This is a genomic window from Pseudomonas sp. NyZ201 (genome assembly GCF_049860765.1).
Classification (GTDB): Bacteria; Pseudomonadota; Gammaproteobacteria; order Pseudomonadales; family Pseudomonadaceae; genus Aquipseudomonas; species Aquipseudomonas bharatica.
Window position 1 is genome coordinate 2219242 of sequence record NZ_CP187557.1, and the last position, 17903, is coordinate 2237144.

The 17903-nt window shown below is 64.0% G+C and carries 17 protein-coding genes; 4 read left to right on the forward strand and 13 right to left on the reverse strand.

Features of this window, described 5'->3' with window-relative positions; all coding sequences use genetic code 11:
• Positions 1 to 5: 5 nt before the first annotated feature.
• Positions 6 to 611 carry a DinB family protein gene (locus ACPFMA_RS09930; protein ID WP_420059474.1) on the forward strand — a complete coding sequence of 202 codons (606 nt, stop codon included), beginning with the start codon at positions 6 to 8 and terminating at the stop codon, positions 609 to 611.
• On the opposite strand, the gene ACPFMA_RS09935 is transcribed toward ACPFMA_RS09930, so the two are convergent.
• Complete coding sequence (locus ACPFMA_RS09935; RefSeq protein WP_425930084.1) at positions 586 to 1020, reverse strand: YqaA family protein; 435 nt, start codon at positions 1018 to 1020, stop codon at positions 586 to 588. The genes ACPFMA_RS09930 and ACPFMA_RS09935 overlap by 26 nt on opposite strands.
• A gap of 199 nt (positions 1021 to 1219) precedes the next feature.
• Between ACPFMA_RS09935 and ACPFMA_RS09940 the strand changes: the two genes are divergently transcribed.
• A complete protein-coding gene (locus ACPFMA_RS09940; RefSeq protein ID WP_420059472.1) occupies positions 1220 to 1786 on the forward strand; it encodes an antibiotic biosynthesis monooxygenase in 567 nt (188 codons plus the stop codon).
• A gap of 58 nt (positions 1787 to 1844) precedes the next feature.
• Positions 1845 to 2663 carry an alpha/beta fold hydrolase gene (locus tag ACPFMA_RS09945; RefSeq protein ID WP_064302901.1) on the forward strand — a complete coding sequence of 273 codons (819 nt, stop codon included), beginning with the start codon at positions 1845 to 1847 and terminating at the stop codon, positions 2661 to 2663.
• A 57-nt stretch (positions 2664 to 2720) separates the two neighbouring features.
• Here ACPFMA_RS09945 and ACPFMA_RS09950 read toward each other — a convergent pair whose 3' ends face one another.
• The 9 genes from ACPFMA_RS09950 to ACPFMA_RS09990 form a co-directional block, all read right to left on the reverse strand.
• Positions 2721 to 3632: a LysR substrate-binding domain-containing protein gene (locus ACPFMA_RS09950; protein WP_009401051.1), complete on the reverse strand. Its 912-nt coding sequence runs from the start codon at positions 3630 to 3632 to the stop codon at positions 2721 to 2723.
• A 315-nt stretch (positions 3633 to 3947) separates the two neighbouring features.
• A complete protein-coding gene (locus ACPFMA_RS09955; protein WP_425930085.1) occupies positions 3948 to 5735 on the reverse strand; it encodes a monovalent cation:proton antiporter-2 (CPA2) family protein in 1788 nt (595 codons plus the stop codon).
• A gap of 143 nt (positions 5736 to 5878) precedes the next feature.
• On the reverse strand, positions 5879 to 6307 hold the full coding sequence (locus tag ACPFMA_RS09960) for a DUF411 domain-containing protein (RefSeq protein WP_009401047.1): 429 nt from the start codon (positions 6305 to 6307) through the stop codon (positions 5879 to 5881).
• Positions 6308 to 6373: 66 nt separating this feature from the next.
• Positions 6374 to 7312: a copper resistance protein B gene (locus ACPFMA_RS09965; RefSeq protein ID WP_420059500.1), complete on the reverse strand. Its 939-nt coding sequence runs from the start codon at positions 7310 to 7312 to the stop codon at positions 6374 to 6376.
• On the reverse strand, positions 7305 to 9008 hold the full coding sequence (locus ACPFMA_RS09970) for a copper resistance system multicopper oxidase (protein ID WP_064302904.1): 1704 nt from the start codon (positions 9006 to 9008) through the stop codon (positions 7305 to 7307). Before ACPFMA_RS09970 ends, ACPFMA_RS09965 begins: the two co-directional genes overlap by 8 nt.
• 154 nt (positions 9009 to 9162) lie before the next feature.
• The gene (locus tag ACPFMA_RS09975; RefSeq protein ID WP_425930086.1) at positions 9163 to 11229 is read right to left on the reverse strand and encodes a PAS domain-containing protein; all 2067 of its coding nucleotides are present in this window, start codon (positions 11227 to 11229) and stop codon (positions 9163 to 9165) included.
• Positions 11230 to 11285: 56 nt separating this feature from the next.
• Positions 11286 to 12695, reverse strand: coding sequence for a GntR family transcriptional regulator MpaR (gene mapR, locus ACPFMA_RS09980; protein WP_420059498.1), 1410 nt, complete (start codon positions 12693 to 12695; stop codon positions 11286 to 11288).
• Between the two features lie 39 nt (positions 12696 to 12734).
• A complete protein-coding gene (gene ccoG, locus ACPFMA_RS09985; RefSeq protein WP_425930087.1) occupies positions 12735 to 14144 on the reverse strand; it encodes a cytochrome c oxidase accessory protein CcoG in 1410 nt (469 codons plus the stop codon).
• Between the two features lie 121 nt (positions 14145 to 14265).
• Positions 14266 to 14505 carry a DUF3203 family protein gene (locus ACPFMA_RS09990; protein WP_420059496.1) on the reverse strand — a complete coding sequence of 80 codons (240 nt, stop codon included), beginning with the start codon at positions 14503 to 14505 and terminating at the stop codon, positions 14266 to 14268.
• A gap of 140 nt (positions 14506 to 14645) precedes the next feature.
• Between ACPFMA_RS09990 and ACPFMA_RS09995 the strand changes: the two genes are divergently transcribed.
• Positions 14646 to 15191 (forward strand): MgtC/SapB family protein, encoded by a 546-nt coding sequence (locus ACPFMA_RS09995; protein ID WP_064303226.1) that lies wholly within the window; start codon positions 14646 to 14648, stop codon positions 15189 to 15191.
• 551 nt (positions 15192 to 15742) lie between these two features.
• Here ACPFMA_RS09995 and ACPFMA_RS10000 read toward each other — a convergent pair.
• The 3 genes from ACPFMA_RS10000 to ACPFMA_RS10010 form a co-directional block, all read right to left on the reverse strand.
• The gene (locus ACPFMA_RS10000) at positions 15743 to 16642 is read right to left on the reverse strand and encodes a hydroxymethylglutaryl-CoA lyase (RefSeq protein ID WP_425930088.1); all 900 of its coding nucleotides are present in this window, start codon (positions 16640 to 16642) and stop codon (positions 15743 to 15745) included.
• A gap of 22 nt (positions 16643 to 16664) precedes the next feature.
• Positions 16665 to 17069 (reverse strand): MerR family transcriptional regulator, encoded by a 405-nt coding sequence (locus tag ACPFMA_RS10005; RefSeq protein ID WP_009401038.1) that lies wholly within the window; start codon positions 17067 to 17069, stop codon positions 16665 to 16667.
• 176 nt (positions 17070 to 17245) lie between these two features.
• Positions 17246 to 17896 (reverse strand): HAD family hydrolase, encoded by a 651-nt coding sequence (locus tag ACPFMA_RS10010; RefSeq protein ID WP_064303228.1) that lies wholly within the window; start codon positions 17894 to 17896, stop codon positions 17246 to 17248.
• Positions 17897 to 17903 lie beyond the last annotated feature (7 nt).

A 17903-nucleotide genomic window follows, 5' to 3' on the forward strand; every position in this document is an offset into this window, starting at 1 on the left:
GCAAGATGGCCGAGCCACTGTCGCACCACCTGCTGACCATGGCCTACAACAATGCCTGGGCCAACCACCGCCTGTACAAGGCGTGCCGGCAACTGAGCCGCGACGAACTGGTCGCGCCGCGGTGCAGTTTCTTCCCCTCGATCAAGGCCACCCTCAATCACCTGCTGACCGTCGACTGGTTCTACCTCCAGGCCCTGGAGCGCGAGCTGCGCGGGGAGCCGCCGGACGAACTGTCGGCGCGCTTCTTCGAGCCGGAACAACCCTTCGACGATGTCGGGCAGTTGCACCGGGAACAGGCGCAGAACGACCGGCGCCTGATCGCTTATTGCCAGCAACAGCGCGACGACCAGTTGCAGCGCTACGTCAGCATCGTCCGTCCCGAGCGGGTTCAGCGCGACCAGCGCTTGCGCCTGCTGTCCCATCTCTTCGAGCACCAGATCCACCACCGCGGGCAGGTCCACGCCATGCTCGCGGATACCGGTGTGCGCCCGCCGCAACTGGATGAATTTTTCTGCGAGGGGGAGGCCCATCTGCGTGCGCAGGACTTCGCCGAACTGGGCTGGACCGAGGAGATGATCTGGGGCGTCAGCGGCCGAACCAACCCAGGGTAATCAGCGCCAGCACCAGGTACCGTGCGCCCTTGGCCAGGGTCACCAGCAGCACGAAGCGCCAGAATGGCTCGCGCATGATCCCGGCGATCAGGGTCAGCGGGTCGCCGATCACCGGCATCCAGCTCAGCAGCAGCGACCATTGCCCATAGCGCTGGTAGCGCTGCTGCGCCTTGTCCAGTTGCGTGGCGGAAAAGGGGAACCAGCGCTTGTCGCGCCAGCGTTCCACGGCTCGCCCCAGCAGCCAGTTGACGATAGAGCCGAGGACGTTGCCCAGGGTCGCCACCAGCAACAGGCTCGTCACCGCCTGCGGATCGTGCAGGAGCAGGCCCACCAGCAGCGCTTCGGACTGAAGCGGCAATAGCGTGGCGGCGCCGAATGCCGCGAGAAACAGACCCCAATAGCTCAGCACGGTGGGCGCGCTTCCTTTTTCCGAAGGATGCGTAGGATATTTCCCGGAACCCACGACCGCCAGCACGGAAGTGTTCGAGTGTTTATCGTTCCGTTAATGGAACGCTAAAGGCCGATTTGGCCATCTGGTGCTGAAAGGGTGTCGAAATTAAGCTTTTCCCATCAACGCGACACACCACTTATCGCCAGGGAAACTGCTTATGAACACCGCCAACCAGGACAGCTCCAACGTGGTCACGCTGGTCATCCAGCACAAGGTCCGCAGCGACGCGCTGGACACCTATGAAGAATGGCTCAAGCGCGCCGTGCAGGCCGCGCGTCGCCAGCCCGGTCACCTGGGCGTCAACGTCATCCGTCCGGAGCAGGGCGGCAGGCACTTCACCACAGTGGTGCGCTTCTGCGAGTCGGCCCGCCTGCAGGACTGGGTCAACTCCAGCGAGCGCCAGCGGATGATCGACGAGGTCATGCCTTTGCTCGATGGCGGCGACCATACCGAGGTCCACGCCGACCCCGAGTTCTGGTTCACCCCTGTCGGCAGTGGTGCCCAGCAACCGCCACGCTGGAAGCAAGCCGTGCTGACCTACCTGGTGATCTGCCCGATGACCCTGCTGGTCCCGGCCTTGCTGGCGCCGCTGTTCGCCGCGGTTCCCGCGCTGGGCGGGCCGCTGGCGGGCAACCTGATCGGCAACCTCTTCGTCATCCTGCCCGTGGTGTTTTTCATCATGCCGCTGGTGACCCGTCTCGCTGCCGGCTGGCTGCGGGCCTGAACGAATCACCCCATACACACTCAAGAAACTACCTACGCATTTTTCAGGAGATACCGCTATGAGCACCCTCGTTACCCGTGACGGCACCGCGATCTATTACAAGGACTGGGGCAGCGGCAAGCCCGTGCTGTTCAGTCATGGCTGGCCGCTGGACGCCGATATGTGGGATGTGCAGATGGAATTCCTGGCCAGCCGCGGCTACCGCGCCATCGCCTTCGACCGTCGCGGTTTCGGGCGTTCCAGCCAGCCGTGGACGGGCTATGACTACGACACCTTCGCCGACGATATCGCCCAGCTGATCGAGCACCTCGACCTCAACGAGGTGACCCTGGTGGGCTTCTCCATGGGCGGCGGCGATGTCACCCGCTATATCGCCCGGCATGGCAGCGAGCGGGTGGCCGGGCTGGTCCTCCTGGGCGCGGTCACGCCGCTGTTCATCAAGACCGCGGACAATCCGGAGGGTGTCGACAAATCGGTATTCGATGGCATCCGCGACGGCATCCGCGCCGACCGTGCGCAATTCATCGCCGACTTCGCAGCGCCGTTCTACGGCATCAATCATGGGCAGAAGGTGTCCCAGGGCGTGCAGGCCCAGACCCTGAACATCGCCCTGATGGCCTCGCTCAAGGCCACCCTGGACTGCGTGACGGCTTTTTCCGAAACCGACTTCCGTCCGGACATGGCGAAGATCGACGTGCCAACCCTGGTGATCCATGGCGATGACGACCAGATCGTGCCTTTCGAGACCACGGGCAAGAAAGCCGCGCAGATGATCCGCGGGGCCGAGCTGACCCTCTACAGCGGGGCGCCCCACGGGTTTGCCGTGACTCATGCGCAGCAGTTGAACGAAGACCTGCTGGCGTTCCTGTCGCGCTGATCCCCGTTGTGCTTTCGGGCCTCATCGTCGGACCACCGCGATGAGGCCTTCTGCTTTCTAGGCCATGTCACTCCCCGCAAACTCCTCCGCCAGATGATCGATCAATGCCCGCACCGACGGCAGCAAGCCGCGCCGTGACGGGAAGATCGCATGCACGATGCCGCAGCGCGGATGCCATCCCGGCAGCAACTCCACCAGCCGCCCCGCCGCCAGGTCCTCGCGCACCGCCACCCGTGGCAGGTGAGCGATTCCCACCCCGGCGACGACGAAATGGCGCAAGGCGAACAGGTCGTCGGTGACCATGCGTGGGGTATGCGGGATCACCAGGCTGCGGCTCATGTCCTCGCCCTGGAACAACTCCCATTGGTACTCGCGCTGGGCGCTGCCCCAATGCAGGCTGGGCAGCTCGCCGAGCCGCTGCGGGTCGAAGCCTTCCGGCAGTGCCTGGAGAAACGACGGCTGGCCGACCAGGCATTGGGTGCTGTTGCTCAGCACCTTCATCACCATGTCGGTGTTTTCCAGGGGCGGGAAGCGCACCCGCAAGGCCAGGTCGAAGCCTTCGTGCAGCAGATCGACGCGGCGGTTGGTGCTTTCGATGAACAGCTCTACCAACGGGTACTTGAGCATATAGCGGGTCAGCATCGGCCCGACCCAGGAGTTGAGTAGAGTGGTCGGGCAGCTCAGGCGCACCAGGCCGCGGGGTTCGCTGCGATTGCGCTCGATCACCTCGGCCGCGCCCTCGGCCTCGACCCGCATGGCCAGGCAGCGTCGATAGTATTCCTGGCCGATCTCGGTCAACGAGCAGTGACGGCTGGTGCGATGCAGAAGGCGCACGCCGAGGCGTTCTTCCAGCTCGCAAATGCGCCGGCTGAGCTTGGACTTGGGCATGTCCAGCGCGCGGCCGGCGGGGGCGAAGCCGCCGTGTTCGACGACCTGGGTGAAGTAGTAGAGGGAGTTGAGGTCTTCCAAGAAGGGCGGCTCCGTTGTGACAAGCTCCGGAGTCTACTGCAAGTGTCTCTGTTGATCTTCAGGGCCTCATCGCTGGCAAGCCAGCTCTCAAGAACAAAACATAACTCTTTGATTTGCAGAGACCTTGTGGGAGCGGGTTCACCCGCGATTGCAGTAGTGAATTCACCATAGCAATCGCGGGTGAACCCGCTCCCACAGGGTACGCGTCGTGCTTTGGAACTGTTCTCTGCGCGACAGCGCAGCCTGAAAGGCTGGGCGGACTCCCACAGTGTCCTGTGGGAGCTGGCTTGCCAGCGATGAGGCCCTGAAGGTCAATCAATCAGCATCGGCCTCGAACAACCGCTCCAGATCCAGCCGCGCTTCCTTGGCCGTCTGCATCACCTTGGCCTTGTCATCCCGCACCCGGCCCTGGGCGGCCAGCACTTCCTCGTCGTGCCGGGTGAAACGCTGGATCCGGTCCGCCGCCTGGTCCTCGCTCAAGCCCAGCCCGACCAGGGTCATCCGGCTCATTTCCAGGCTCGAATGGAAGGTCTCGCGAATCGGCTCGGCACCCACGTCCACCAGCTCATGCACATGCTGGCGATTGCGTGCCCGGGCCAGGACCTTGAGGTGCGGGTACATTTGCTTGACCCGCTGCGCCGTGCGCGTGGTGGCCTCGGCGTTGTCGGTGGTGATGACGAAGTATTCTGCCTCGCCGACCTTCGCCGCATGCAGCACCTCGGGACGTTGCGGGTCACCGTAGAACACTGGCACCTGCTCGAACATGCGGGTCATCTCGATGGTATCCACCGAGGTTTCCAGAGCGAGGAAAGGTATCTTCTGCGCGCGCAGGATCCGCGCCACGATCTGGCCCATCCGGCCCATGCCGACGATCACCACCCGCGGCGCATCGGTGTCGATGTCCTTGTATTGCTCCGGCACTTCGCGCACCACCTGCGGGCGCTTGCCCAGGCGGGCGCAGCCGAGCAGCAGGAGCGGGGTGATGGCCATGGACAGGGTGATGGTCATCAGCAGCATGTCGTAGGTTTGCAGGTCGAACAGGCCCTGGTCGCGTCCCAGCTTGAACACCACGAAGGCGAACTCGCCACCGGCGGCCAGCACCACGCCCAGGCGCAGGGCATTGACCTTGTTCAGGCCACCGGCGAAGTAGCCGACCAGCATCAGCAGCGGCAGCTTCACCGCTACCAGCAGCAGCGTCATGCCGATCAGCAGCAGCGGCATGTCCAGCAGCAGGCGCAGGTTGGCCCCCATGCCCACGCTGATGAAAAACAACCCCAGCAGCAGCCCTTTGAACGGCTCGATCTGCGCCTCAAGTTCATGCCGGTATTCCGAGTCCGCCAGCAGCAAGCCAGCGAGGAAAGCGCCCAGGGCCATGGAAATACCTGCTTCCTCCATGAGCCAGGCCGTACCGATCACCACCAGCAGGGCGGTGGCGGTAGATACCTCCGGCAGGCCGGTGCGGGCCACGATGCGGAACAACGGACGCAGCAGGTAGCGGCCGCCGACGATAACGATGGCAATGCTGCCGAATACCTTGAGGCCGTGGCCCAGACTGTCGCCATGGCTGGTATCCGGCCCGGCGGCGGCCAGCAGCGGCACCAGGGCGATCAGCGGAATCGCGGCGATGTCCTGGAACAGCAGGATGGCGAAGGCCAGGCGACCATGGGGCGCATTGAGCTGCTTGCTTTCGGCCAGGCTCTGCAAACCGAAGGCGGTGGACGACAGGGCCAGGCCAAGGCCCAGGACAATCGCCGCCGGCAGCGAGCGGGCAAAGCCGAACAGCGCGATGGCGCCGATCACCGCACCGGTCAGCAGGACCTGTGCCAGGCCCACGCCGAACACCGACTTGCGCATCAGCCACAGGCGCCGTGGCGACAGTTCCAGGCCGATGATGAACAGCAGCAGGACCACGCCCAGCTCGGAGATATGCGCAACGCTCTGGGTGTCGCGGATCAGCCCCAAGGCTTGCGGGCCGATCACCACGCCAGCCAGCAGGTAGCCGAGCACGGCGCCCAGTTGCAGGCGCTTGGCCAGGGGAACGGTAACGACCGCGGCGAGGAGGAAGATCACCGCGGTTTGCAGAAGGCTGCCTTCGTGTGGCATTGCTCGGTCTCCATGAACTGCTTGAGGCAGCGTTTGCTATGAAAGTCCGGGCATTTTCCTGGGGATTGGTGTTTCCGACAATCCGGCTGGGTGTGGATTGATTGTCTCCCTGTTGGTGACAATAAGCGGGTCAGGCCTGTGAATCAGTACTCGGCAATCACTTCGTCGGTGCCGGCACCGGTCAAGCCGATGACCTGGTAGGCGTCCTTGTGATCGCCCATTTCCATGCCCGGGGAGCCCATTGGCATACCCGGTACGGCAATGCCTTTCAGGTCGGGGCGTTTGCCGAGCACTGCAATCTGTTCGGCCGGGACATGGCCTTCGATGAACTGGCCGTTGATCACGCCGGTATGGCAGGAAGCCAGGCGCGGCGCCACGCCGAGTTTCTGCTTGACCGCGCTCATGTTCGGCTCGACGTGGTCGTTGACGGTATAGCCGTTGTCGCGCAGATGGCTGATCCATTCCTTGCAGCAGCCGCAGTTGGGGTCGCGGTAGACATCGATGGTCTGCCCGGCCTGGGCCAGGGTGGTCAGGGCCAGTAGGCCGAGGGCTGCCAGGTTTTTCTTCAGCATGGTCTTTCTCCTTTGGATTCTGTGTTGTCTGAGCGGGCCGCACCGCAGCGATCGGGGCGACACGATCTAGAACCTTAACCTGATACCCGCCACCCAGCGCGTCTGCCCGATATCCTCGCCTTCATCCCGGGCCATCGCCGCCGTCTCGCCATACATCCGGTTGAAAGTCACCCCTACATAGGGCGCGAATCCCGGGGTGATTTCGTAGCGCAGGCGCACCCCGGTCTCGCTGTCCGCCAGCCCTGAGCCTTGTCCGCGGCCGGCGTCGTCGCGCCCATGGAAATTGGCTTCGACCATCGGCTCCAGCCGCCAACGCTGGGTCAGCAGGATAGCGTAGGACGCTTCCACCCGCAGCGCGGTCTGTTGTCGCTCGCCGGCGTACAGCGTGGCTTCCAGCTCCATGCCATAGAGCGGTGTGCCCTGGACGCCGAAGGCCGCCCAGGTCTGGCCGCTGCCCGGTTTGAAGTCCTGGCGCACGCCCGCGACCACTTCCCACCAGGGGCTGAAGGCGTGCCCCCAGAGTGCCTGCAATTCTGCCTTGTGGGTGCGTCCCTGTTCCCGTTCGCCTTCGCTGCGCAGCCACAGGCGGTCGATATCACCGCCGATCCAGGCGTTGGCATTCCAGTTCAGCGCGCTGCTGTTTTCGAAATTCTGGTACTCCAGTTGTTCGACGGTCACCGCCCAGTTGATCTGCCGGTCATGCACCTGGTGCCCGGGCAGGGGCGGGAAGGCTGCCTGGCGATCGGCGTCGGTAATCGGTTTGAGCGGTGTACGTGGTGGTTGCGGTGCATCGTGGTTCATCGAGCCATGCGTCATTGCTCCGTGATTCACTGCTTCATGACCCATTGCTCCATGGTTCATCGCGCCATGGCCCATGCCCGAATGATCCATACCGGAGTGATTCATGCCGGAGTGATCCATCGTTGCCGCACGAATCTCCTCGCTGCCCAGCAGCAAAAGCAGGGCAATGCCGCCGATCAGCGGCCTGTTCGATCGTTCATTCATCGACGCGCACCTCGCGGAACATGCCGGTTTCCATGTGGTAGAGCAGGTGGCAGTGGTAGGCCCAGCGGCCCAGGGCGTCGGCACTGACCCGGTAACTGCGGCGGCTGCCCGGTGGCATGTCGACGGTGTGCTTGCGCACCTGGAATCGCCCGTGTTCATCCTCCAGGTCGCTCCACAGGCCATGCAGGTGGATGGGGTGGGCCATCATGGTGTCGTTGACCAGGGTGATGCGCAGGCGCTCGCCGTATTTCAGGCGCAGCGGTTCGGCATCGGAAAAGCGGATGCCGTCGAACGACCAGGCGAAGCGCTCCATGTGCCCGGTGAGGTGCAGTTCGATCTCGCGCCCCGGTTCGCGGCCATCCGGGTCGGCGAAGGTGCTTTTCAGGTCGGCGTAGGTCAGTACCCGCCGGCCGTTATCGCGCAGGCCGATGCCGGGATCGCCCAGGTTGGCCTTGGGCATCATGGTCTGCATGTCCACCAGCGGGTTGCCGTTCTCCGAAGCCGGGTGCTGCTGCATGTCCATGCCCGGCATGGCGTGATGCATGCCGGCCATGCTGCCGTGGTCCATCGCGCCCATGTCGCCATGGCCCATGTCCGCCATGCTCAGCACCGGCTTGGGCTCCAGCGCCGGAATCGCTGCACTCAGGCCATGGGCCCGGGCCAGGGTACCGCGGGCATAGCCACTGCGGTCCATGCTTTGGGCGAACAGGGTGTAGGCCGGCAGGTCGCCGACCGTGACCAGCACATCGTAGGTTTCCGCCACCGCCAGGCGCAGTTCGTCCACCGTGACCGGCTGCACCGGCTGGCCGTCGGCGGCGATCACGGTGAGCTTGAGGCCGGGAATGCGGAAGTCGAAGTAGGTCATCGCCGAGCCGTTTATCAGGCGCAGGCGCAGGGTTTCGCCGGGCTGGAACAGGCAGGTGAAGTTGCCCTCGGGGGCCAGGCCATTGAGCAGGTAGGTGTAGGTGGCAGCGCTGATATCGGCGATATCGGTGGGCGTCATGTGCATCAGCGCCCATTCCTTGCGGTTGGCCAGGGTCGCCGACCAGCCGTCGCGGGCCACGTCATCGATGAAGTCGCCGACGGTGCGCTGGCGCTGGTTGTAGTAGTCGGACTGTTTCTTCAAGCGGGTCAGCAGGGCGGCGGGCTTCTCGTCGCTCCAGTCGCTGAGCAGCAGCACGCAATCGCGCTGGTAGACATGGGGCTCGGGGGTCTTCGGCTCGATGACGATGGCGCCGTAGACCCCGGCCTGCTCCTGCAGGCCGGAATGGCTGTGGTACCAGTAGGTGCCGTGTTGCTCCAGGGTGAAGCGGTACAGGTAATCACCACCGGGCTCGATGCCGGCGAAGCTCAGGCCGGGCACGCCGTCCATGTTGGCCGGGAGGATGATCCCGTGCCAGTGCAGCGAGGTGCTTTCGTCCAGGCGATTGCGCACCCTCAGGGTCACCGTATCGCCTTCGCGCCAGCGCAGGACCGGGCCGGGCAGGCTGTTATTGATGGTCAGCGCGGTCCGTGGCTTGCCGGTGATATTGACGGCGGTCTGGCCGATGAACAGCTCGAAATGCTGGCCGTCCAGCTCGACGGCATCATGCGGCCCGCGGGCCCATGCGTTGCTGCGCCAGAGGCCGAGACCGCCCAGGGCGCTGGCTGCGGCCAGGCCCTTGACGAAGGTGCGGCGGGTAGGAAGGTGGGGCATGGGGTGTCAGTCCATCAACAGGGATGCCCGACCTTAATCCGTTGTGGCTGACAGCAAACTGAGGTTTGAATTACAGATTTGTCAGGGAGCGCTGGGCAGCGTCGCCCGAGCAAACGGATCAACACACAATAACCAGCCCCAGCCCCGGCCCCATTCACCGCTCCCCGAGAATCTCCTCCACCCGCGCCATCAACCCCTCCAACGTAAACGGCTTGGTCATCACGCTGATCCCCGGCGCCAGTCGCCCATCGCTCAGCGCGGCGCTTTCGTCATAGCCGGTGATGAACAGCACCGGCAACTGCGGGTGCACCTGGCGCACCGCCGCCGCCATTTGCCGACCGCTGAGCCCGCCCGGCAGGCCGATATCGCTGATCAGCAAATCCGGCGGCGTCCCGTCCTTCAACCTTGGCAAGGCCAGCACAGCGCTTGCGTAGAACTCGACCCGGTGACCGGACTCTTCCAGGATCTCGGTAATCACCCCGCGCAGGGTGTCCTGGTCTTCCACCAGCACGATGCGCGCTCCGCTGCCCAGGCCCGGGACATTGCGCGCGCTGGTGCGGGCCGGGCTTGCCGCCGCACTCTGGTGATGGCGCGGCAGGTACAGCTCGATCCGCGTGCCCTGGCCAGGGGCGCTGACGATACGCAGTTGCCCGCCGGACTGACGGACGAAACCGTAGGCCATCGACAGCCCAAGCCCGGTGCCCTGGCCCAGCGGCTTGGTGGTGAAAAACGGGTCGATGGCCCGCGCCGCGACATCGGCGGACATCCCCGTGCCGTTGTCGGCGACGCTCAGGCACAGGTACGGCCCTGCGGCCAGGTCCAGCGGGCGTCCGCGTTCTTCGTCCAGCTCGATATTATCGATGGCGATTTCGATCAGCCCGCCATTGGGCAGGGCATCCCGGGCATTGATGCACAGGTTGAGCAGGGCGCTTTCCAGTTGCGGCGGGTCGATGAAGGTCGGCCACAGGTCATCCCTGAACTGGCTGCGAACCGCGATGGCCGGGCCGACGCTGCGCTGGATCAGCTCCTCCATGTCGCGCAGCAGGGCACCGACATCGGTGGCCTGGGGTTGCAGGGTCTGTTGTCGGGAAAAGGCCAGCAGGCGGTGAACCAGCGACGCCGCGCGCTGGGCCGAGGTGCTGGCGGCTTCCAGCAGTGGATGCAGTTCGGCGTGGCGCTGCTGGTCCAGGCGCTGGCGCATCAGTTCGTGGGCACCGAGGATACCGCCGAGCAGGTTGTTGAAGTCATGGGCGATGCCGCCGGTAAGCTGGCCCACCGCTTCCATTTTCTGCGCCTGGCGCAGGGCCTCCTCGGCGCGCAGCAGGCGTTGCTGCTCCTCGACCCGGGCACTGATGTCATAGGCGAAAAGATAGGCGCCGAGCAATTCGCCCTGGTCGTCGTGCAGCGCATTGAAGCGCAGTTCGTAATGACGGCGGCGGTCACCGCTGCCGAACTCGACGGTTTCGATGAACACCTCACCGGCCAGGGCCCGGCGCCACAAGGACAGGGTCCGCGCGCAATCGGCGGGGAAGCGGCGCAGGACGTGCTCCACCCGGTCGCCGACCTTCGGTACCTCGTCGTAGAGGTGATAACAGTCCTTGAGGGCTTGTTGGTTGATCGCCATCCAGCGCAGGTCGGGGCTGACCACCTGGACGCAAGCCACGCTGTTGTCCACCAGTTGAGCGAGCAATTGGCGTTCGGCCAGCGCGTCGCGCACCCGTTGCTCCAGTTGCTCGTTGAGCCGATGCACGGCCCGTTCGGCGTTGCGTCGTTCGGTCACGTCCTGGAACAGCACCGCAACCTGCTTGCGCTCGGCCGGTTCGATGCGGAAGGTGGTGACCGACAGCACGCGGCCGGTGGCGACCAGTTCCTGTTCGAAATGCAAGGGCTCACCGGTGCGCAATACCGCGCCATAACGGGCGACCCAGTCGTCGGCCTCGTCGGGGACCATTTCCCGCAGTTTCTGCCCGACCACGTTGGGAATCCCGGCGTGGCGAGCGTAGGCGGCGTTGGCCACGACGTGGATGTAGTCGCTCAGCGGGCCATGGGGGCCATCGAAAAACTCGATGACACAGAAGCCCTCGTCCATGGTGTCGAACAGAAAGCGGTAGAAGTCCTCATCCTGCGCCCGTTGCTGCAGTAGTTGCCGTTCGAGGGCGGCATTGCGTTGTTGCAGGGTCTGGAGTTGCAGGCGCAGTGAGTCGAGTTCGCGGGAGGGCATGGAAAGGTCCGGACGCAGGCCAATGGCGCCACTTTAGACCGCCGCTGATCCGGCGGCTAGAAGGAGCGTACGATCCGTCCGAGTGTTTCCATGGCTTTTTCCGATTGCTCGGTCCAGGGGCTGCCGTAATTCAAGCGGATGCAATGACGGAAGCGCCGGGTCGGCGAGAAGATCGGCCCCGGGGCGATGCTGATGCCCTGGGCCAGGGCCATCTGGAACAGTTTGAGGGAGTCCATGCTCTCCGGCAGTTCCAGCCAAAGAAAGTAACCGCCCGAAGGATGGCTGACCCGTACCGAGGCGGGAAAATGCCGGGCGATGGCGGCGAGCATGGCGTTCTTCTGTTCTTCCAGGGCGTAGCGCAGGCGGCGCAGGTGGCGGTCGTAGCCGCCGTGCTGGAGGTAGTCGGCGATGGCCGCCTGGGCAGGCATCGAGGCGCACAGCGAAGTCATCAGCTTGAGCCGTTCGATGGTGCGGGCGAAACGTCCGGCGGCTACCCAGCCAATCCGATAGCCGGGGGCGAGGCTTTTGGAGAAGGAACTGCAATGCATCACCAGGCCCTCGGTGTCGAAGGCTTTCGCCGGCTTCGGCGCCTGCTGGGCGTAATACAGCTCGGCGTAGACGTCGTCCTCGATCAGCGGCACCTGGTGCTGGCGCAACAACTCGACCAGCGCCCGCTTCTTTTCTTCCGGCACGCTGGCGCCCACCGGGTTCTGGAAGTTGGTCATGCACCACACGGCCTTTACCGGGTGCCGCTCCAGGGTCTGGGCCAATACCCCCAGGTCGATGCCCTCGCGCGGGTGCACGGGGATTTCCACGGCCTTGAGCTTGAGGCGCTCGAGCACCTGCAGGCAGGCGTAGAACGCCGGTGCCTCTATCGCCACCAGGTCGCCCGGCTCGGTCACCGCCTGCAGGCACAGGTTCAGGGCTTCCAGGGCACCGTTGGTGATGAGCAGTTCCTCCATCGGCAGCATCAGCCCGCCGACCATGTAGCGCAGGGCGATCTGCCGGCGCAGTTGCGGATTGCCCGGCGAAAGGTCGGTGACCACCATGCGCGGGTCCATGTCTCGGGTCGCGCTGGCCAGCGAGCGGGCCAGGCGTTGCAGGGGGAACAGGGCAGGGCTGGGGAACGCCGAGCCGAACGGCACGGTGTGCGGGTCCTTGATCGATTCGAGGATGGAGAACACTAGTTCGCTGACGTCGACCTCGGTGGACTCGCTGGCCGGCTCGCCGATCCGTGGTTCGCTGAACGGTTTCGGCGCATGGGCGTTGACGAAATACCCCGAGCGCGGCCGCGCGCGGATCAGCCCGCGGCGTTCCAGCAGGTAGTAGGCCTGGAACACCGTGGACGGGCTGACCCCGTGGGTCTGGCTGGCGTAGCGCACCGACGGCACGCGCTGGCCGGGTCCGAGGACCCCGGTGTAGATCAGTTCGGCAATGTCGTCGGCGAATTTCTCGTAGCGTTTCATCATGGCTCTGCTGGTTCGAAGTGCACGCAGTGTAGGGGATCAGCGGTTGAGCGGGGCAACGAAGCGGCTGCGGGCCACGGCGCGGATTGCCGGTTCGTCGCTGTCCACCAGTTCGAAGTCCAGTTCCTGCGAACTGCTGCTTGCCCGTTCGCCCAGCATCGCTACCGATACCGGCAGCTCGGCCATTTCCCCGGCGGGAATGCTGAAGCGGGTCTGGCCATGCAGTTCGAAGCCCTCGGCATCCAGCAAACGCAACTGGTAGTTCTGCGCTACCTGGGTCTTGTTGATCACCTTGAGCACGTAGATGTTCTCGATCTGGCCGCGGGCATTCTCGCGGAACAGGCCGCGGTCCTTGATGACGTCCATGGACAGCATCGGCCGTTCATGCAGGGCGATGACCAGGGCACCGATCATCACCACCAGCACGGTGACGTAGCCCAGCAGGCGCGGGCGCAGCCAGTGGGTGCGCCCGCCTTGCAGGCTGTGCTCGGACTTGTAGCCGATCAGGCCGCGCGGGTAGTTCATCTTGTCCATGATGCTGTCGCAGGCATCGATGCAGGCGGCGCAACCGATGCATTCCATCTGCAGACCATCGCGGATATCGATGCCGGTCGGGCAGACCTGTACGCACATCGTGCAGTCGATGCAGTCGCCGAGACCGGCGGCCTTGTAGTCCTGGTCCTTCTTGCGCGCACCGCGGTTCTCGCCGCGACGCGGGTCATAGGCCACGGCCAGGGTGTCCTTGTCGAACATCACGCTCTGGAAGCGGGCGTAGGGACACATGTGCATGCACACCGCCTCGCGCAACCAGCCTGCATTGATATAGGTGGCGCCGGTGAAGAACAGGATCCAGAACAGGCTGACGCCACCGGCCTGCAAGGTGAACAGCTCTTCTGCCAGCGGGCGGATCGGCGTGAAATAGCCGACGAAGGTCAGGCCCGTCAGCAGGCTGATGGCCAGCCAGAGACTGTGCTTGAGGGCACGGCGGGCCAGCTTGTTCGGCCCCCAGGGCGCCTTGTCCAGTTTCATGCGCTGGTTGCGGTCGCCTTCGCTGACCTTCTCGCACCACATGAACAGCCAGGTCCAGGTGCTTTGCGGGCAGGTATAGCCGCACCAGACCCGCCCGGCGAACACGGTGATGGCGAACAGGCCGAAGGCGCAGATGATCAGCAGCGCCGAGAGCAGGATGAAATCCTGTGGCCAGAAGGTCGCGCCGAAGATATGGAACTTGCTCTCGGCCAGGTCCCAGAGCACGGCCTGGCGGCCACCCCAGTCCAGCCAGGCGGTGGCGAAGAACAGCAGGAAAAGAAAGCCTGCGCCACCCAGGCGCAGGTTGCGGTACAGGCCAGTAAAGCTGCGGGTAAAGATCTGCTGGTCGCTGCTGGCGGCCTTCTTCTTGTGGGTCGGCTCGGCAACTTCAACGATCTTGACGGGAATAGGTTCGCTCATGGTTCGTCGCTCATCAGGCCTCGATCAGGCCAGGGCACTATGGCGAGCGATCTGTATTCAGAACAGATTCAGGTATCCCGATAAAAACCGTATCAGATTTTCCGCGAAAGGCCTGCAGGCCTTAGATTATCGAGCCTGGAGCGCTGCTTTTCAGGTGCCTGCGACCATCCACCGCACCAGCCACGGTCAGCGCATCGGCTTCCGCTTCGGTGATCGGCACGCGCTTGCCGGCCAGTTCGGCCACGGACATGCGCAGGTTCTCGTCAGTCAGCACCTGCACTTCGCTGGCGTTGCCTTCGATATTCAGTTCTTCGCTGATCAGGGTGCAGCGCTGGGTGGTGTCATCGATCTGGATGGGCATGGTGTGTTCCTCGTGCAAAGGGCCTATGGGGTAGACCATCGGCCCGTCCCGCTTGCGGCCTCGAGCCGATCAGCGGTTGCATCGCACTTTGTCGAAGCGGCTGTTGTCCATCGACTGACAGCACTGATAAGGAAAACGCCATGGATGCCTGGTGGGATGAAGTGTGGATGACGCTTGTGGCGGAGTTCGCCGACATTACCGATGCGAAACAATTGACCCAGGTTTCGGTACGCCTGCTGATGGCCGCGCTTCTGGGGGCGGTGCTCGGTTTCGAGCGCGAGATGAAAGGCAAGGCCGCCGGGGTGCGCACCCATATGCTGGTGGCCATTGGTGCGGCACTGTTCGTCCTGGTCCCGCGCATGGCCGGGGCTGACGATGCGGCGCTGAGCAGGGTGGTGCAGGGGATCGTCGCCGGGATCGGCTTCCTCGGCGCCGGTACCATCCTCAAGGGGCACGATCTGGATGCCAGTCACGTCAAGGGCCTGACCACCGCCGCCGGCCTGTGGATGACCGCCGCCATAGGCGTGGCCGCCGGAATGGGCCGCGAGGCCACGGCGTTGTTCAGCACGATATTGGCGCTGGTGGTGTTTTCGATCATGCCGTGGGTGGTGGACCTGTTCGAGGACGAGGAACACAAGAGGAAGCGCAGGGAGGAAGGAGACAAGGAGGAAAATGGCAAGGCCTGAATGCACTGAGGGGAGCCGAAGCTCCCCTCAAAGATTGTTGCGTGCTCTTTTTTTGTTATTGGAGGGCGGTCTGTTGTTGTTTTTGTCAACCGTTGCCTCTTGTCGCTGTTTTGTGCGACCCCCATCCGGGGTCAAGAGCAAACGTATTTTTTTGAGCGCTGATCGACCTTCATCATTGCTGATCCAACCGTGACGGGCGCTACCTTGAGGTAGTTTTATTGTTCTCTGTCTGGTTGCGGGGCACGCCCCGGAAAAGCCATCCACTTCAAAAAAATCAGTTAGCTTCGTCTCTGCCGTATTGTTCTTGTTATGTCAGATCCGGTACGTCTTGTTTTTATTGGGTTTGCCGCATTTTTTATTCTTGTTGTGCCAGAGATAAAGCAGGTGCCGTGCCAACTTTTAAAAATCCAATAAAATCAATGTGTTGAAGAATTTGATGGAAAAGCCTGCGCGGGAAAAACCGCTGATTTGTTTCCGTGTTACCCGGAATTTCCCTGGGCAGTGGGTAGGCGGTAACACTTTGTGACCGAGTGCACAGTGTTACCACTTCCTCAGCAGGCGTTACGCGCACGTGCTACCCGCGAGCCAGTGGCGCGACCGAGCACGGCGCTGATGCGCTGGCCAGCGGCGATCAACCGCTCCAGGTCGATGCCGGTATCGATGCCCAGGCCTTGCAGCATGTACACCACGTCTTCGCTGGCCACATTGCCGCTGGCGCCCTTGGCGTACGGGCAGCCGCCGAGGCCGGCGACCGAGCTGTCGAACACGTTGATGCCTTCCAGCAGGCTGGCATAGACGTTGGCCAGGGCCTGGCCGTAGGTGTCGTGGAAATGCCCGGCCAGGTGCGGGCGTGGCACCTGGGCGCCGACCACGTTGAACAGATGACGGGTGGCCCCCGGGGTGCCGGTGCCGATGGTGTCGCCGAGGGACACTTCATAGCAGCCCATTTCATAGAGCTCGCGGGCCACGGCGGCGACCTGGGCTGCGTCCACCTCGCCCTCGTACGGGCAGCCGAGCACGCAGGACACATAGCCGCGTACCCGCACACCGTGCTGGCGCGCAGCCTCCATGATCGGCACGAAGCGTTGCAGGCTCTCGCTGATCGAGCAGTTGATATTGCGCTGGGAGAAGGCCTCGGAGGCGGCGGCGAACACCGCGACTTCCTTGACCCGGGCGGCGAGGGCGTCCTCGAAGCCGCGCATGTTCGGCGCCAGGGCGGCATAGGTGACGCCCGGCTGCTGGCGGATGCCGGCGAAGACTTCGGCCGAACCGGCCATCTGCGGCACCCATTTCGGCGAGACGAAACTGCCCACTTCGACGTAGGACAGGCCGGCATCGGTCAGGTCGTCGACCAGGCGCACCTTGTCGGCGACGCTGATGGGTTGGGCTTCGTTCTGCAGGCCGTCGCGGGGACCGACTTCGACCAGACGCACTTTGGCGGGCAATGGCATGGCGGGGGCTTCCTGGTGGGGCTCAATGGCCGTTGTTGTTCTGCGTGTTCAGGGTTGCTGCCAGCGCCTGCTGGCAGCGTTCTTCGGCGGTATCCAGTTCCAGTTGCATCTGCTGGATGTCGAGCAGTTGCTGCTCCAGCTGGGCACGGCGCTCGGCGATCTTCGCCAGCATGCTGTTGAGCTGCCGGGTATTGCCGCCGGTGGGGTCGTACAGCTCGATCAGTTCGCGGCACTCGGCGAGGGAAAAACCGATGCGCTTGCCACGCAGGATCAGTTTCAGGCTGACCTTGTCGCGTGCCGAATAGACCCGTTCCAGGCCGCGCCGCTCGGGGCTCAGCAAACCTTGTTCCTCGTAGAAGCGGATGGCCCGGGTGGTGATGTCCAGCTCGCGGGACAGGTCGGAAATACTGTAGGTCTGGCTGCTCATGGGCTGGCTCTGCATGAAGGCGATATGGCGCCTAACCTAAAGCCAGGTTGACGTATACGTCAAGGTGATTGGAGTCTGCACTGAACCCTGTGGGAGCGGGTTCACCCGCGATTACGGTAGTGGATTCACCATCGTTATCGCGGGTAAACCCGCTCCCACAGGGTCCGCGTCGCTCTTCAGATGCTTTTAATGACTTCCCACAACCGCGGATCCTCGAAATCCGCCACCACCAACTGCGCCCCCGCCGCCCTCAATGCCTCCACCGTCTGGCTCGTCGACAATCCCACGGTAAAGATCCCCGCACCACTGGCCGCCTTGACCCCCGGCACCGAATCCTCGAATGCCAATGCCCGTTCCGCCTGCGCACCCAGGCGCTGCAACCCGGTGAGGTAGGGCAGCGGGTCCGGCTTGGCTTTCGGCAGTTCCTCCGCCACCAGCACGTGCTCGAAACGCCCGGCCAGATCCAGCGCCTGGAGCATGTGCTCGGCATTGGCCCGCGGTGCATTGGTCACTACCGCCATGCCGATGCCACGGTCCTCGGCGTACTCCAGCAGGCGGAGCAGGCCCGGCGTCGGCTGCAAGGTCGGCGACAGCTCGCGAAAGCGCGCCTCCTTGCGGTCGGCAAAGGCCCGGTGTTCGTTTACCGGGCGATCGGGAAACAGGTAGCGGCACAGGTCGGCATTGGCCCGTCCGCTGATATGCGCCTCGAATTCCGCCTCGGTCAGGGTACGGCCATCCTCGTGCAGCAACTGCTGCATGGCCAGCAGGTGAAGCTTGTCGGTATCCGCCAGGGTGCCGTCGAGGTCGAAAAGCAGGGCGTCGAGCATGGTGCAT